Consider the following 15899-nt stretch of genomic DNA (forward strand, 5'->3'; position numbering starts at 1 on the left):
CGTAGAGAGGCACTGCAATGCCTCTCTACAGAATTATAAATAAAAAATGAAAAAACAATTACATATATTTTTTACGGCATTGATGTTTTACACCCGAATTCCGTGCCCTAAAAACATCGACCACAATCCTGATTATTTAAATAAAGCATCTCGTTATTTTCCTTTAATTGGATGGATTGTCGGGGTGATTTCTTTTGCGGTTTATTATTTATCAGCGATTTTGTTTAACAATGAAATTGCTGTAATTCTGTCTGTTATTGCAGGAATATTAACTACAGGAGCTTTTCATGAAGACGGTTTCGCTGATGTATGTGATGGTTTTGGCGGGGGATGGACAAAAGAGAAAATTCTTTTGATAATGAAGGACAGCGCTATCGGAGCCTATGGAGCGATTGGTGTAGTTTTGTTGTTCTTGCTAAAATTTCAGAGTTTAGTTCAGGTGGTGGATGACAGTCAGAAGTCGGAATTAATAATTTACAATTTACAATTTACCATTTTTCTACTTTTTGTTTCTGCACATTCAGTTAGTCGTTTGTCTGCAATTTCAATTGTCTTTACCCATCAATATTCTAGGGAAGATGCTTCGAGCAAAAGCAAACCTATTGCTCAGAATTTCACTTGGAAAGAAGTTACAGGTGCTTTGTTTTTCGGATTGTTGCCACTTGTGGTTTTGTCATTTTTTCAATGGCAGTTATTGTTGGCTTTAGTACCTGTTTTTATAGCTAGATTTTTTCTGGCTCGTTATTTTCAGAAATGGATTGACGGTTATACGGGAGATTGTTTGGGTGCAACGCAACAGGTTTGTGAGGTGATTTTTTATCTGTCAATTATTGCGATATGGAAGTTTATTTAGTTCGTCATACCGAGACAGTTTGCGAAAAAGGAATCTGCTACGGTCAGAGTGATGTAGAAATTAGAGAACCTTACGATCTTGTTTTTCAAACTATTTTGAGTCAATTGCCACAGGAGGCGGTTTTGTATTCCAGTCCGTTGCAACGTTGTGTTGTTTTGGCCAAACATATTCAGGAAAATATTAAGGCTAATTCCATTATTGAAGATTCAAGATTGATGGAAATGCATTTTGGTGATTGGGAATTGCAAAGTTGGAATGATATTCCGCAGGAAGTTTTAAATCCGTGGATGGAGGATTTTGTAAATGTTCGGGTTCCCAATGGTGAATCTTTTGTTGATTTGAATAAAAGAGTTTTAGATTTTTTAGAAAATGAAATTGCAAAAGGATCTGAAAAACCATTAATTATTGTCGCACATGCGGGAGTTATTCGAAGTATTTTGTGTAAAATAAATAATCTTCCTTTGTTAGAAGCTTTTAAATCTAAGCTGGATTTTGGAGCTGTTGTGAAAATTGAAATTTTGAATTCAACGAGGATTTTAAAATCTTTCTAAAATAGCACAAATTTTTCTCTTTAGCCCCGATTGTAGTGGAAATCCTTTTTGGCTGGAGTTCAGCCAAAAAGATTGTAACGGAAAGCGGGACCAATCTTTCCTAAAAATGCCGAATCTTTCTGCTCCAAAAAAAGATAATCAAACTCAGATTCCAGAGAGGTTTTGATTGTTCAGAACAAATTTTAAGAATATAATTTTAGGATTTGTGAATTCATTTCAGTTATATTTGCATCCGAATTAAGGTTGTGTTTTTGAATTTTTGGAAACACATTAAAAGGGAATTAGGTTCGAAACCTAAGCTGTTCCCGCAACTGTAAGCTATCAAGCTTGTTGTAATCTACTAAGCCACTGCCCCGAAATCGGGATGGGAAGGCAAACAACAAGACGCAAGCCAGGAGACCTGCCTTTTTTCTTAACGAATATCGAACTTTCGGGAAAAAAGGTTCAGAAATTATGACTTTAAGAAAACTACTATTTGCCTTTTTTGTTTTAATGTGCCAATTGATTTCGGCACAGAATGACTCTGTAAACAAGTTAAAGGAGGTTGTTGTTTCCGATAAAAATTTTAAAAAATACTCCAATTCACAGTCGGTTTTAAAGCTCAATGATTCCATTATCAATAAAAATGAAGCTTTACTGACTGATTTGTTAAACTTCAATTCTACACTTTATTTTAAGGAATACGGACGCGGAATGCTTTCGACGGTTTCTTTTCGAGGAACGACTTCTTCGCAGACTGCTGTAATTTGGAACGGAATCAATATTAATTCACAAATGAATGGGAGCACTGATTTTAACACAGTTTCAGGTTCTGACTATAATTCAATTAGTGTAAAAGCTGGTGGTGGGAGTATACTTTACGGTAGCGGAGCAATAGGCGGGACGGTTCATTTGAATAATGATTTTGGGTTTTATAAACGATTTGACACTAATTTAAAACTGGATTATGGCAGTTTTAATACGATTGGAATTAATTATAAAACCAATATTTCCAATGAAAAATGGAGTGCCCAAATTGGATTTTCAAAAAACAGTTCGACTAATGATTATAAATACCTGAACAAATACACTTGGAAAGGCGAACAGCGCTGGAATCAAAATGGTCAATATGATGTGATTACCGTGAGTGCTAATTTGGGGTATAAGCTTAATGATAGAAATATTCTTAAACTATACAGCCAAACGTCCAACACTGACAGAAATACTTCTTTGGTTACGGAAACGGAGATGAAAAGTAAATACGTTAATGGCTTTAACCGAAATTTATTGGAATATGACGGGAATTTTGGCAGGTTCAGCACGAATTTAAAAACCGCTTACATTTTTGAAAATTATCAATATTTTGCTGATAATTCAACTAATAACTATACTTACGGAAAAACAGAAAGCCTGATTGCTAAAGCTGATTTTGGATATGCATTATTTAAATCTACCCAGCTAAACGGAATTTTAGATTACAACAGAACCAATGGTTATGGAACAGGTTTTGGCAATCACGTACGCGAAATTAGTTCGGCTTCATTATTGGTAAAACAAGACTTTTTTGAGCATTGGAAAAATGAATTTGGTATTCGAAAAGAATTCACAAACAATTACGAATCACCTGTTTTGTTCTCTTTAGGATCTTCGTATCAGTTTAGTAAACTATACAATTTGAAATTGAATTTGTCCCGTAATTTCAGGATACCAACTTTTAATGATTTGTATTGGGAACCTGGGGGGAATCCTGATTTAAAACCTGAGAGTTCCTATCAGGCGGAGATTGGAAACGTGTTTACTTTCAAAAACATTTCGCTTACGCAGACTTTCTATTATATAAAAATTAAAGATTTACTGCAATGGGTTCCTGGTAAAAATGGCATCTGGACTCCGCAAAATCAAGACAATGTAAACAGCTATGGAGCTGAAACTTTATTGAGCTGGAAGAAACAATTTGGCAAAAATAGTTTTGGTGTAAATGCTTCCTACGCTCATACAATATCTGAAGATGACGAATCAGGAAACCAGCTTTTCTTTGTTCCTTTTGATAAAGTAACGGCTTCGGTTTCATATTCCCGAAATAGAATTAGCACTTACTATCAGTTTATGTACAATGGTTTTGTTTATACAAGTTCCGATAATAATCCGGACCAAATCATAAACGATTACACGGTTTCCAATCTTGGAATCGACTATGATTTTAAATTCTTAGATTCTTTTAAACTGGGCTTTCAGGTTTTGAATGTTTTCAACGAAAACTATGAAAGTCTGGAAAACAGACCTATGCCGGGTCGAAATTTCAATATGTATTTAACCTTAAAATTTTAATATTATGAAGATTAGTAAATTACTTTTAATAGCGTTTGGTATCTCCTTGTTTGCCTCGTGTTCAAATGACGATGATAATGATAATAACAACAACAACAACGATCCAAAAGGGAATTATGAAAATGGATTTTTTATTCTAAATGAAGGAAGTGACACATCTGGAAAAGGGACTGTATCTTTTTCGAGCAATGATTTCAGTTTTTTTGCAAAGGATGCTTATACTGCGGCAAATGCGGGCGACTTGTTAGGAAAGTTTGTTCAAAATATCTTTTTTGACGGAGATAAAGCTTACATCATCGCTGGAGGAGCAGATGTTATAAATGTTGTTAATAGATATACATTTAAATTAATAGCAAAAATTGATACAGGACTAGTGAATCCAAGATATGGTGTGGTAAAAGATGGTAAAGCATATGTAACCAATGCCAATACTTATGCTGAATGGGGTGGTGCATGGGATGCTGATGGTAATACAGATGATTATGTTGCTGTTATTGATTTGGCAACTAATAAATTTGAATCTAAAATTAATGTAAACACAACAGCCAACAGAATTATAGAAAAAAATGGTAAATTATACATTACTGACCCTAATAGTACTGACAAATTATCGGTTGTAAATATTGCTACAAAAACAGTTGAAACACCAATAATAATTGGATCTAGTGCAGATACAATGGAAGAAAAAGATGGGGTTTTATATATTTTGAGAGGTCCTTTTGGCAGCAGAAGCGAAATAGTGAAAGTGAAATTATCAGATAAAACAACTTCTACAATTGCATTTCCTGAAGCTTTAGACGGTGCTGGACATATGGATATTTACAAAGATAAAATTTATTACACTGTTTCAAATTCGGTTTACGGGATAACTACAACTGCTACCGAAGCTTCGACTACACCAATTGTAACAGCCACTTCAGTTGCTAATTTATATGGATTTGCAGTTAATAATGATCGTATATACTTGTCTGATAGTGGAGATTACAAATCTGACAGTAAGGCTTATATTTATAATTTAACTGGAACTTTACAAAAGGAATTAACTGTTGGTATAGGTCCAAATGGATTTTATTTTAATGATTAATACAAACATTTAAAACCATTATTGTGTTTTAATGTTTTTAGTCTAATGTGGTGTATTTAATAGTTGTGGTATTCTGTTAAATAATTTAAACCATGTTATAAGTTGTTTTTGGGAAAAAAAGAGGCTTTCAGTAATGAAAGCCTTTTTTGGTTGCAGATGTTTTTTTTAATTTTTTATATAATCATCTGGATGAGATTACAAATTAAATTGTTTATTCCAAAGCTTTCAGAAGTCCTACTGGTACTTCCTCAATATACATTTGATTTTGTCCAATAATTGATTTTGAATCGCCCAAATAATTAAATTGAAGTAAAGGAATATTTTCTTTCTTTTTTGTAGTAGTTCCTGCAGGTCTTCCAGTGATTTTAGCAAAAGCCAAATCTAATAAAGGATCATTAGATATTAGTGTTTCGTTGTTATTAATCATTTTGGTCTCGTAGCTTCCCAGTTCACCCAAATTAGCTAGATTTTCTTTTAATGAATAAGTAGGAATCAGTCCATTAAAATAGTCGCCAGAATCATTTGCATTAACAATTTTTAAAACAATAGGCTGCATCGCGTAACGATGATTTGGATTTCTGTTTTCTTTCCCAAAAGTAGGGGAGTCATAGATTGTTATGGAACCTACATTTTTTCCAGTTGTAATATCACCAATTTGGACTACATTAATATATGGTTTTAATCCATTGATAATCAATTCACTTGCTGAAGCTGTACTTTGTGTCGTCAAAATATACACTTTGTCAAGATTCAGGCTGTTTATTGGTGCTGATCCTATTTTATCAACAAATAAGTTTTTTAATGCATCTGGATCTTCTGACTCAAAATAAGCATTAATTTTGCCGTTCCATCTCTCTTTGGAAAATACTTTGCCAGTAGTAGATTCGCCTGTAATCATACTTGCCAATCGAGTGGCAGACAGAATTGAACCACCAGAATTATATCTTAAATCTAAAACTAAATCAGTAACACCTTTTAGTGAAGCAAAAGCATCGTTTAGCTGAGTGTCATAATTTGGATAAAAACCATTGTACATTAAATAACCTATTTTATGACCATCAGTTTCTATGATTTTATTAATTAAAATAGGATTTTCATTGAGAACTGTTTTTGTAAGAGTTACTGATTTTCCATTTGGTGTAATTTTTCCATTGTCATAATCTGCTAAATTTAGAGTGTAAGTATTGGAGCTTAATAAATTCTTGTAATTATTTTCTCTTGTAACTCTGTTGTTAAAAAGCTGAATCCCATTAATGGCATAAAAGATAAGTCCACGTTTAATGCCTTTAGTAGAAGCGTCAGAATTGGGTATTATATAACGTACAAAACCAAATATATCATTTGAATTTGGAGATTTATAGGAAAGACCAAAATCCATACCATTATTTTTAGTGGTTCCTTGAAGCTGACCTTCTAATTCTAGATAATCGCTTACAATCCAGCTGAATCTATCAATTTTTGAATCGACTCTCAGGGCATCAAATAAATCTTCGGGTTTAGCATATCCTTTCAAAAAATTATTTAAAGCAGTTTGATAAGCAAAACGTTTATCAGCTAAATTTGGTACATCAGCCTGCCATAAATAATATAAATTAAGACCTTTCCATATAAAATCATTAACTTCTAGATCGGCTGGAGGTGGGACATCGTCCATATCTTCACAACTTTGAAAAGTAAAAAAAGCAATGAATAATAATAAAGTAACTTTGAAAGATGTCTTCATATAGTTTTTGTTGTAGATCTACAACGTAAAAGTACTAACTTTAGTTTAATTTAATTTTTTTTGTAACAAAAATTATAGTGCCTCGTCTTGATTATATAACCAAGATTAATAAAACCCTATTTATGAACCAAAAAGAGTTTGTGCTTTTAATCAATCCGTTCAAAGACAAGCTGTTTCGGCTGGCTAAACGATTGCTTGTAAGCACAGAGGAAGCAGAAGATGCTACTCAGGAAATTTTGGTAAAATTATGGAGCAAAAATGAAAATTTAGAAACATATAATAGTGTCGAAGCGATGGCGATGACCATGACCAAAAATTATTGTTTAGATCAGCTGAAATCAAAAAGAGCGAGTAATCTTAAAATTGTAGATAATAATTTTACTGATAAAGAGCCAAGTTTATACAAACAAGTTGAAGATACCGATAGTTTAAATTGGGTTGAAAAAATCATTAATCAATTACCGGAACAGCAGCGGTTAATTATTCAGTTAAGAGATATTGAACAGTGCGAATTTTCAGAAATAGCAAAAATAACAGAGATGAACGAAACTGCCGTACGGGTGGCACTTTCTAGGGCAAGGAAAACAATTAGAGAATACATGTTAAAAACACACAGTTATGGAATACAATAAAATGGAGGCGCTTTTAGAAAAATACTTTGAAGGAGAAACAAGTATTGCCGAAGAGAATGAGTTGAAAAACTATTTTTCGTCACTGAATGTTGCACCGCATTTAGAACAATACAAACCTTTATTTGGTTTTTTTGCAGATGCTCAAAAAGAAAAATTTGAAAAAGATGTACCGTTTATCCAAAAAAAGCAAAAAGCAGCTTGGTTATCAATAGCAGCATCGATAGTAGTTTTGATTGGAATAGGAACTTATGCATTTTTTGATATGAATAAAGAAAATGAAAATAAAAAATTAGGCACCTATGATGATCCTAAAGAAGCTTTGCAGGCAACTCAAAAGGCATTGGCTTTGCTGTCCAATAACGTAAATATTGGTGTTGAAGGGGTTCAATATATTTATGTTTATGAAGTAACTAAAGAAAAAGTATTTGTTCAATAAAAATAAAGCGAGAGTGATTCTAGAGCACTCAAGCCCAATTGCAGAATTTAAATTTAAAAATAATCATTAAATCAAATAAAATGAAAAAGTTAATAATCACATTAGTCTTAGTATTAGTATCAAGTCCGTTTTTTGCGCAATCAGCGTTCGATAAGTTTGACGGACAGGAAGAAGTAACATCAATTGTCGTAAATAAAAAGATGTTCGAATTGATGAGTAAAGTAAAAGTTGATACTTCTGATAAAGAAGCACAGCAGTACATGAACCTGATTAAAAAGTTGGATAATTTAAAGGTGTTTACAACTCAAAATTCCAAAGTGGAAGGGGAAATGAAATTAGCAGCTGATAAATATATAAAAACTGCTGGTCTGGAAGAATTGATGCGTATAAATGATAAGGGCAAAAATGTCAAAATCATGGTTAAATCTGGCGCCAAAGATACTCAGATAAAAGAGCTGCTTATGTACATAGAAGGAGGTAAAGGGGAGGAGACAGTATTGATGTCACTGACTGGTGATTTTGATCTGAATGAGATATCAGTTTTGACTGATAAAATGAAAATTCCTGGAGGAGACGATCTGAAAAAAGCAACCAAAGGCAAAAAGTAAGATGAAACTTGTATTATTTATAATTGCATTATTGAGCAGTCTGCTTTTTGGCAGCTGTAATTCTGAACCGTCTCTGCAGAAATACTTTGTAGAAAATACCGAGAACAAAAATTTCATTGCCTTAGATATTTCATCAAATATTTTGGATGTTGATAAAGCCAAATTAACTACAGCTCAAAGTGAAGCTTTGCAGTCTTTTGATAAAATTAATGTTTTGGCTTTTAAATTAGACGATAAGAATAAATCACAATTCGAGGCGGAACGTGCCAAAGTGAATCTGATTTTAAAAGACCCAAAATACCAGCAGCTGATGAAGTTTAGTTCAGGGAAACAAGGAGCTTCGGTTACCTACGTAGGATCCGATGATCATATAAATGAATTTGTGTTTTTTGCCAATAAAAATGATGCTGGTTTCGCGGTTGTTAGAGTTTTAGGAAAAGATATGAATCCGACGCATATTATGAATATGATTTCGGTTTTGAAAGAATCTAAAATTGATTTGGAACAATTAAAACCATTGCAGGAATTAATTAAGAAATAGGTTTTATAACGATCATCAATAATCAGAAAACGAATTCAAGTTAAAAGAGCGTTTCGAAAGTCTTTTCGGAACGCTTTTTTTATGCCTTAGAAAATACCGCCCAATCCTCTGGAGTATTTAAATTTTTTACGATTGAAGAATCGGTTACGGTAATTGTTGTTATTCCTGAAGGATTTGTTTTTTTTATTTCTAAATCCAATCGGCTGTTTTTATCAGCTGGATCTAGTCGAAGCAATGGATTCCAAAAATCGGGATGCAGTTTTATGGGATGCCCATTTTTGCCTTCAAAATTTGGAAGTACAATTTGGCTTTGAGTTTCGATGATTGTCTGTAACTCGGCAGTGTTCAATATTGGAACGTCAATAGGATTTGTCAATACCGATTTATTTCGAGGTATTTGCTGTAAGACCGTTTGGAGGGTAGAGAAAGAACCCATTTCTGGATTACTGTTAATGATTACTCGAATCCGAATTTTGTTGTAAATAACAAATTCTGATTGTGCCTGTTTTAACAAAGGTATTTTGTCTATGTATTCCTTAGAGTGATGCCCTAGCCCAATATAAATTTCGGTTATTGCTGCGTCCGAAATTCTCTTAATTTGTTCCAAAATCCAATAGCTGTTTTGGTATTGGAGCAATCCTTTTGCAATTCCCATTCTTTCAGATTTTCCGCCTGCCAGTAATATGAATATGGTGTCATTTTTCATAATAGGCTTTCAGTAATTCGGAGGCGATGCTTATGGCAATTTCTTTTGGTGAATTACCGCCTAAATCCAATCCAATGGGGCAGTGGACAGGTGAGATTCCTGCTTTAAAATTCAATTCATTTATCAGCATATTATTGAATTTGTTTTTCTTGGTCTTACTGCCTATCAGTCCAATATATTTTGTCTGCTCGTGCAGTGCCAAAGCGGTAATTTCAAAATCAAGTTTGTGATCGTGAGTCAGTATAACGACATAGCAGTTTGGTCCCCAGTTTACAGTTTGTTTATAAAGATCAAAAGGAGTATCACTATAATTAACTGCCGAGTCAATTTCGATAGTTTCTTTCCAGTTTTCTCGGGTATCAAGAAGTGTAATTGAAAAAGGAGTGTCTTTTAAAACCTGACAGATAGCTGTGCCAATATGTCCAGCTCCAAAAATGTATAATTCTTGGGATTGATTCATGGGTTCGATAATTAATTCTACTTTTCCGCCACAGCATTGTTCAAATTCAGGTCCTAGCGTATAAGAACATTCTAAGATTTTATTTTCCCGAATAGATCGAACTGCTTCATCGATTACTTGAAATTCTAATTTTCCGCCTCCAATAGTTCCAAAAAAATCTTTTTGCGGTGTTACAATCATTCTGGAACCTATTCTGCATGGGGCTGAGCCTAAAATTTTGGTAACAGTAACTAGGGCAACAGGTTTCTTTTTATTTTTAAATTCCTGTAATAGCTCAATCCAGTTGTTCATTAAAATAAATATTCGTTTTAATTTTTTTGTGTTTGCATCAAATTTTGTTCCGTGCTGTTATCTGCGTTAGGGATGGTAGTGGCATCCTTTATTGCCGGGGTTCGGCAATAAAGATATAACGGACAGCCCGGCCCTTGTGGTAACGCCCAGAAAATAATTTATACCAGATCATAATCACTTAAAGGCAGATTGTAATATCGTTTTCCTGTAAGCTTAAATATCGCATTGATAATAGCAGGAGCAATTACAGGAACTCCAGGTTCTCCTACGCCGGTTGGTCTATCAGTACTTTCAACAATTTCTACATGAACCTTTGGTGCTTCATTCATCCGGATCATTCGGTAATCACTATAGCTGTTTTGTTCAATAGCACCATCATTCGCTGTTATTTTTCCGTAATAAGCTATCGACATTCCAAATACTGCAGCACCTTCTAACTGCGCTGTTATGGTGTTTTTATTGACCGCTGTTCCGCAGTCAATAACCGTATATACATTGTGAACTTTTACTTTGTCATCAGCCATCGATACTTCGACTACAGAAGCGACATAAGAATAAAAACTATAATGAACAGCCAGTCCGTAAGCGTGTCCTTTAGGTAAAGGTTTGCTATAGTTGGCATTTTTTGCCGCCAGTTTCAAAACGTTTTTTAAACGTGCAGTATCATATTTAATAGAATCTTTGGTGTCTTGAATACGATCGCTGCCAATTAATTTTAGGCGAAATTCCAAGGGGTCTTGTTTTGCAGCATAAGCCAGTTCATCGGCAAATACATTGATAGAAAAACCGTGAAGAATATTGATTACAGAACGCATCCAGCCAATACGGACCATAGCAGGTGCCTGTCCCGATTCTACTTTGAAGTTTTTTATTTCAAAAGGTACGTCTGCAGCGCTGCCGGCTTCCCATCCTGCAGGATAATCAGTCCCTGGCTGAAAAGTTGACATAATAGAAGGAAATGCGGAACGATGCAGCCAGCCCGAAACATTGCCTTGTGCGTCCAGCGATGCTTTCATGTATTGCGCACTTACAGTATGATAGTAACCATGTTTTATATCGTCTTCCCGCGTCCAGACCACTTGAACAGGAGCTTTGATAGTTTTCGAAACCATAACAGCTTCTACAATATAATCGGGTTTTGATTTTCGGCCAAAACCGCCACCTAAAAAAGTAACATTTACAGTAACTTTATCTACAGTAGTGCTTAGGTAAGCGGCAACTTCGTCTCGTGCATCCTGTGGAGACTGTGTAGGAACCCAAACTTCGCAGCTGTCTCCTTGCACCCATGCCACAGCATTAGGAACTTCCATTGGGGCGTGTGCCAAATGGGGTAATTGAAAAGTACTTTCCACAACTTTTGCAGCTTCACCAAAAGCTTTATTTACATCACCAGTTTCTTTTTCGACTTTTCCAGCTGTGTGAACTCTTTCGGTTAATTCAGCCATGTATTTTTCCGAATTATACCCTTCATTTTTGCCATAATTCCACTGAATTTCCAGTGCTGCTTTTCCTTTAAAAGCCGCCCAGGTATTACTAGCAATCACGGCAACACCTCCCAAAGGACCAAATGGTTTTTCAATTCTTGGAAATTCAATAACATCTTCTACGCCTTTAATTTTCATTGCTGCCGTTTTATCGAATGATTTAACGGTGCCAAAAGCTACAGGACATCGAGCTATCGCAACGACTTTCATGTTGGGTAAGCGCTTGTCGATTCCAAAAACAGCACTCCCGTTTGCAAAATCTTTGACATCAATACTTTTTAGATTTTTACCAATGTATTTAAAATCTTTTGGATCTTTATAAGTGATATTAGCTGGCACAGGAAGCGTTGTTACTACATCAACTAATTCTCCAAAACCAATTTTTTTACCGCTGGTATGAATGATAAAATGATTTTGTGCGCTACATTCACTTTCATTAACCTGCCACTTTTTTGCAGCAGCGGTTATTAGCATCATTCGGGTCATGGCGCCCATTTTTCGCATAGTTTCATAAAAACCAACGATACTTCGGGAACCATCGGTGTTTTGATCTCCATATTTGGCATCACCAACAGCTTGCTTCACCGAAACTTTATTCCAGTCAGCTTCCATTTCGTCTGCAACGACAGAGGTTAAAGAGGTGCGCACACCATTACCCATTTCAGAACGGGAAGCAACAATAATAAGACTTCCGTCCGAATTTAATTGTACAAATAGATTAGGGTTAAATTCTGTTAGACTTCCGACCGCTATATCATTAGCTAGTAAATTATAATTACACCCTAAGATTAAACCTCCCGAAGCCAATCCTACGTTTCTGATAAAAACCCTGCGGCTTAAATTTTGAATTTCATTCATGACTAGTGTTTGTTTTTAAGTTTCGCAGTATGTTTGATGGCGCTCTTGATGCGCTGATAAGTCCCGCAGCGGCAAATATTACCGCTCATGGCATCGTCAATATCAGTATCCGAAGGATTTTTATTAGAATTAAGTAAAGATGCAGCAGTTATTAACTGTCCAGGCTGGCAGTAACCGCATTGCGGTATATTGAATTCCTCCCAGGCTTTTTGCAGTAATTGTAAATTTTCAGTGGTACCTTCAATAGTGGTAATATTTTTACCAGCAACCGTTTCGACAGGAGTCAGGCAGGAGTAAGTGGCAACATTATCTACAAGCACTTTGCAGGCACCGCATGCACCTATTCCGCATCCAAATTTGGTGCCCGTAAGGCCAATGATATCTCTAATGGCCCAAAGCAAAGGCATTTCGGGATCAACATCAATAGTATGTTTCTTTTTGTTTATGAAAAGTGTAGTCATTAGATTCATTTTTACATTTAGGAAGCTGAAAGTTATTACTTTTTTTAAAATTTATTGGTTTCAAATTACTCGAAATACTTTTTGCCTATAGTGCATTTGCCTTTGAGCTTCTGAAAAAGCAGAAAGAGAAGAGGCTTGTGGGTTTTAAATACTTATTGTAAATGTATGAAATTCAGTAGTATATACGTTTTTTTGTAAGCGGGAATATTTTGTAATTATATAATTTAAAAATAATAATGAATTGGTTTGTAATTGCCTTATGTAGAAATAAAACTTTCGGGTATAAAAAAAGGCAATTAGAATTTAAATTCTACTGCCTTCTTGGTATATAATTTTAAAAAAAATCTTTAGAATGCGTATTTTGCCATAATAGTTGGGAATACTTCAAATTCTTCTGATGGAAGAAAGTTGTTACTGATTTCAACTTCCGAACCGAGAGAGAAGTTTTTGCTGAAATTGTAGAGAAATTGAGGTTCGGTTAATAAAATTGCTTTTTTGCTCGACCCGTCAGCTCTGTCCTCTGACCAGAAATCTAGAAAACCTCTTACAGTTACCTTATTGTTGAATAAGTTTTGGAACCACACAGCTGTGAATTGCCCGTCGAGTCCAGATGATCCATGCGTGTTTTTGTACAGATAACTAGTGTTCAGTGTGAAGCTGCCAATCTTGATAGGGAAACCTAAACCGGCCAAAAAAGCACGATTAATGGGGAATCCGAGTGGATTCTCAGGACTGTTTTCTTTGTCATCGGTCATCAAAAAACCATCATTGTATTCAATGTGAAAATTTAGTCCATCCATAAAACTATTCTTGATATTGAATTTCCGAGCAATTTCAAAGTAAGCCAAATTTGCTGAATCACTGCGTCCGAAGTTGAAATCAGTAAAGAAGAAAGTGCTTCCTAGATTGTCTGGTTTAAAAAATTCGAATGTGAAGGTTGTATATTGTCTTTCGGGTAAAAAGTCATAATGAAGCTGGGCTTCCTGGGCTTTGATATAACAAGAAAATAAAAGAGCAAATAATAAGTGCTTAATTTTCATAAAGCTTATAGATTTTAGAATTTGAAGTTAATGCATTTGCGAAATGATGATTTCTAATATTGAAAAGAGCCCAATTCCCCACATGATTGGATGGACTTTGTTTGTGTTTTTTGTTGCTAGACATAAAATGACATATGATGAAAAACCATATGCAATTCCAGAACTTATACTGTAAGTTAACGGCATTAAAATTAAGGTTAGAAAAGTAGGGACAGCGATATAAAGTTCTGTGAAATTAATTTTAGCTAAATGTTTTGCCATAAAAATTCCAACCAGAATAAGTGCTGGTGCAGTGGCATAGGCAGGAACAATCCCAATTATGGGAGCAAAGAACATGGCAAGAAAGAATAATCCGGCTGTAAAAACGGAACTCAATCCGGTTCTGGCACCATTGGCAATGCCTGCTGCCGATTCTATATAAGTCACAGTGCTGCTGGTTCCTAAAACACCGCTGAATGCTGTTGCAACGGCATCGGCTTCCAGAACTTTTTTGATGTGAGGCATTTTTCCTTCTTTATTAATTAACCCTGCTTCCATAGAACAGGCAATAGCTGTTCCGATAGAGTCAAATAGATTTACAAATAAAAACGAAAAAATAGGAGCAATGAAAGTGATTTTTAGAACAGAAAGGATTTCTAATTTCCCGAAAACAGGGGCTATAGAAGGAGGAGTGCTTATTAATTCTGTAGGTATTTTTATGGAGTCGTCAAATATAAAACCAAGAAGGGTTGCAGCTAGTATTCCAATGAGGATGGAGCCTTTTACTTTTCGGATTTCCAAAAACACCGTGATGATGAAAGCAATGAGTCCAATGACTACTGCTGGAGTGAATTTTCCCAGACCTACCAAAGTTTCTGGATTGGCAACGATGAGTCCCATTTGTTTGAAACCAATAAAAGCGATAAACAGTCCAATACCGGCACCAATAGCGACTCGCAGCGATTCGGGTATGGCATCGACTATTTTGTGACGGATCCCGAGAATCGAAATGATAACAAAAACTATCCCCGATAACGTAACCACACCCAGTGCCTGCTGCCATGTGGCACCATCGCTCATAACAAGTGTAAAGGCAAACATTGCATTGAGTCCCATTCCTGGTGCCATTGCAAAAGGGACATTTGCCCAAAGACCTACCAAAAGGGTTCCTACGATTGCTGCGATACAGGTAACACTAATAAGCGCTGCTTTGTCCATTCCTGCGGCCGAAAGAATGTTGGGGTTTACAAAAATGATATAGGCCATTGTTAAAAAAGTGACAGTTCCGCCAATGGCTTCCTGTTTGAAAGAAGTGTTTCTTTCCCGAAGTTTGAAAATTTTGTCTAGCATTATTTTGCTGTTTACTGGTTAGTTTTTAGTTGGATTAAATCACTAGATAATAGTTTGTATTATTTATGCTGGCGAATAAGGCATTAAAAAATAGTAAATGAAATTGGAAGGTTTAAATATGGAAACATCCATAAAGGAAGCTCCAGTCCAATTCTTTATTTCTAAAAAAAAAGTTTCCAAGTAAAATTACATTATTTTGTATTAATGCTTATTTGTAACAGGGAAGACTTATTAAATTTAAATGCGGAGCAAAATTATTTGGTTTTAGAGCAAATTGAGATGATAAAAATCATAAGATTAAGAAAAATCCAGAATTTGTTTAATATGGAAGGAGTGAGTTTTTTTTAAATAGAAAAACCTCTGAAAGTACAGAGGTTTTCGAGTAAGGTAGTCTTGAATTAGTGACCATGGAGGGAGCAAAGCCCGTGTATTTACATAAAATCTAAAATACTTAAAAGTCCCATATATAAAGGGATTGTTGTTTTTTAAGTTCGTAGTGATTCGCAATAATTCGCATAAATACATTAAAAGTGTA

At 35.0% G+C, this 15899-nt stretch carries 15 protein-coding genes and 1 riboswitch; of the genes, 8 read left to right on the top strand and 7 right to left on the bottom strand.

Annotation, left to right across the window (positions count from 1 at the left end; translation table 11 throughout):
• The first annotated feature begins 46 nt into the window (after nucleotides 1-46).
• The 4 genes from C8P67_RS18150 to C8P67_RS18165 all read left to right on the top strand — a co-directional run bounded on the left by C8P67_RS18150 (nucleotide 47) and on the right by C8P67_RS18165 (nucleotide 4795).
• The gene (locus C8P67_RS18150) at nucleotides 47-853 is read left to right on the top strand and encodes an adenosylcobinamide-GDP ribazoletransferase (protein ID WP_115814603.1); all 807 of its coding nucleotides are present in this window, start codon (nucleotides 47-49) and stop codon (nucleotides 851-853) included.
• Nucleotides 838-1404 (top strand): alpha-ribazole phosphatase, encoded by a 567-nt coding sequence (gene cobC, locus C8P67_RS18155; protein ID WP_115814604.1) that lies wholly within the window; start codon nucleotides 838-840, stop codon nucleotides 1402-1404. Before C8P67_RS18150 ends, cobC begins: the two co-directional genes overlap by 16 nt.
• 223 nt (nucleotides 1405-1627) lie before the next feature.
• A riboswitch (cobalamin riboswitch) is annotated at nucleotides 1628-1826 on the top strand.
• Nucleotides 1827-1857: 31 nt separating this feature from the next.
• On the top strand, nucleotides 1858-3711 hold the full coding sequence (locus C8P67_RS18160) for a TonB-dependent receptor plug domain-containing protein (protein WP_115814651.1): 1854 nt from the start codon (nucleotides 1858-1860) through the stop codon (nucleotides 3709-3711).
• A 4-nt stretch (nucleotides 3712-3715) separates the two neighbouring features.
• The gene (locus C8P67_RS18165) at nucleotides 3716-4795 is read left to right on the top strand and encodes a YncE family protein (RefSeq protein ID WP_115814605.1); all 1080 of its coding nucleotides are present in this window, start codon (nucleotides 3716-3718) and stop codon (nucleotides 4793-4795) included.
• 211 nt (nucleotides 4796-5006) lie between these two features.
• Here the strand turns inward: C8P67_RS18165 and C8P67_RS18170 are convergent, their stop codons facing one another.
• On the bottom strand, nucleotides 5007-6518 hold the full coding sequence (locus tag C8P67_RS18170) for a S41 family peptidase (RefSeq protein ID WP_115814606.1): 1512 nt from the start codon (nucleotides 6516-6518) through the stop codon (nucleotides 5007-5009).
• Nucleotides 6519-6640: 122 nt separating this feature from the next.
• Here C8P67_RS18170 and C8P67_RS18175 point away from each other — a divergent pair, with 122 nt between their 5' ends.
• The 4 genes from C8P67_RS18175 (at nucleotide 6641) to C8P67_RS18190 (ending at nucleotide 8735) form a co-directional block, all read left to right on the top strand.
• Nucleotides 6641-7150 carry an RNA polymerase sigma factor gene (locus tag C8P67_RS18175; RefSeq protein ID WP_115814607.1) on the top strand — a complete coding sequence of 170 codons (510 nt, stop codon included), beginning with the start codon at nucleotides 6641-6643 and terminating at the stop codon, nucleotides 7148-7150.
• Nucleotides 7137-7586: a hypothetical protein gene (locus C8P67_RS18180; protein WP_115814608.1), complete on the top strand. Its 450-nt coding sequence runs from the start codon at nucleotides 7137-7139 to the stop codon at nucleotides 7584-7586. Before C8P67_RS18175 ends, C8P67_RS18180 begins: the two co-directional genes overlap by 14 nt.
• An 80-nt stretch (nucleotides 7587-7666) precedes the next feature.
• Nucleotides 7667-8194 carry a DUF4252 domain-containing protein gene (locus C8P67_RS18185; protein WP_115814609.1) on the top strand — a complete coding sequence of 176 codons (528 nt, stop codon included), beginning with the start codon at nucleotides 7667-7669 and terminating at the stop codon, nucleotides 8192-8194.
• A gap of 1 nt (nucleotide 8195) precedes the next feature.
• Nucleotides 8196-8735: a DUF4252 domain-containing protein gene (locus tag C8P67_RS18190; protein WP_115814610.1), complete on the top strand. Its 540-nt coding sequence runs from the start codon at nucleotides 8196-8198 to the stop codon at nucleotides 8733-8735.
• A gap of 79 nt (nucleotides 8736-8814) precedes the next feature.
• On the opposite strand, the gene C8P67_RS18195 is transcribed toward C8P67_RS18190, so the two are convergent.
• The 6 genes from C8P67_RS18195 to C8P67_RS18220 form a co-directional block, all read right to left on the bottom strand.
• Complete coding sequence (locus C8P67_RS18195) at nucleotides 8815-9441, bottom strand: nucleotidyltransferase family protein (RefSeq protein ID WP_115814611.1); 627 nt, start codon at nucleotides 9439-9441, stop codon at nucleotides 8815-8817.
• Complete coding sequence (gene xdhC, locus C8P67_RS18200) at nucleotides 9431-10192, bottom strand: xanthine dehydrogenase accessory protein XdhC (protein ID WP_115814612.1); 762 nt, start codon at nucleotides 10190-10192, stop codon at nucleotides 9431-9433. Before xdhC ends, C8P67_RS18195 begins: the two co-directional genes overlap by 11 nt.
• 158 nt (nucleotides 10193-10350) lie before the next feature.
• Nucleotides 10351-12534 carry a xanthine dehydrogenase family protein molybdopterin-binding subunit gene (locus C8P67_RS18205; protein WP_115814613.1) on the bottom strand — a complete coding sequence of 728 codons (2184 nt, stop codon included), beginning with the start codon at nucleotides 12532-12534 and terminating at the stop codon, nucleotides 10351-10353.
• A 2-nt stretch (nucleotides 12535-12536) separates the two neighbouring features.
• A complete protein-coding gene (locus tag C8P67_RS18210) occupies nucleotides 12537-12995 on the bottom strand; it encodes a (2Fe-2S)-binding protein (RefSeq protein ID WP_115814652.1) in 459 nt (152 codons plus the stop codon).
• A gap of 347 nt (nucleotides 12996-13342) precedes the next feature.
• Nucleotides 13343-14035 carry a DUF5020 family protein gene (locus C8P67_RS18215; RefSeq protein WP_115814614.1) on the bottom strand — a complete coding sequence of 231 codons (693 nt, stop codon included), beginning with the start codon at nucleotides 14033-14035 and terminating at the stop codon, nucleotides 13343-13345.
• Between the two features lie 27 nt (nucleotides 14036-14062).
• Nucleotides 14063-15364, bottom strand: coding sequence for an NCS2 family permease (locus C8P67_RS18220; protein ID WP_115814615.1), 1302 nt, complete (start codon nucleotides 15362-15364; stop codon nucleotides 14063-14065).
• Nucleotides 15365-15899: the final 535 nt, after the last annotated feature.

It is taken from the genome of Flavobacterium aquicola, from assembly GCF_003385115.1.
GTDB classification, from domain to species: domain Bacteria; phylum Bacteroidota; class Bacteroidia; order Flavobacteriales; family Flavobacteriaceae; genus Flavobacterium; species Flavobacterium aquicola.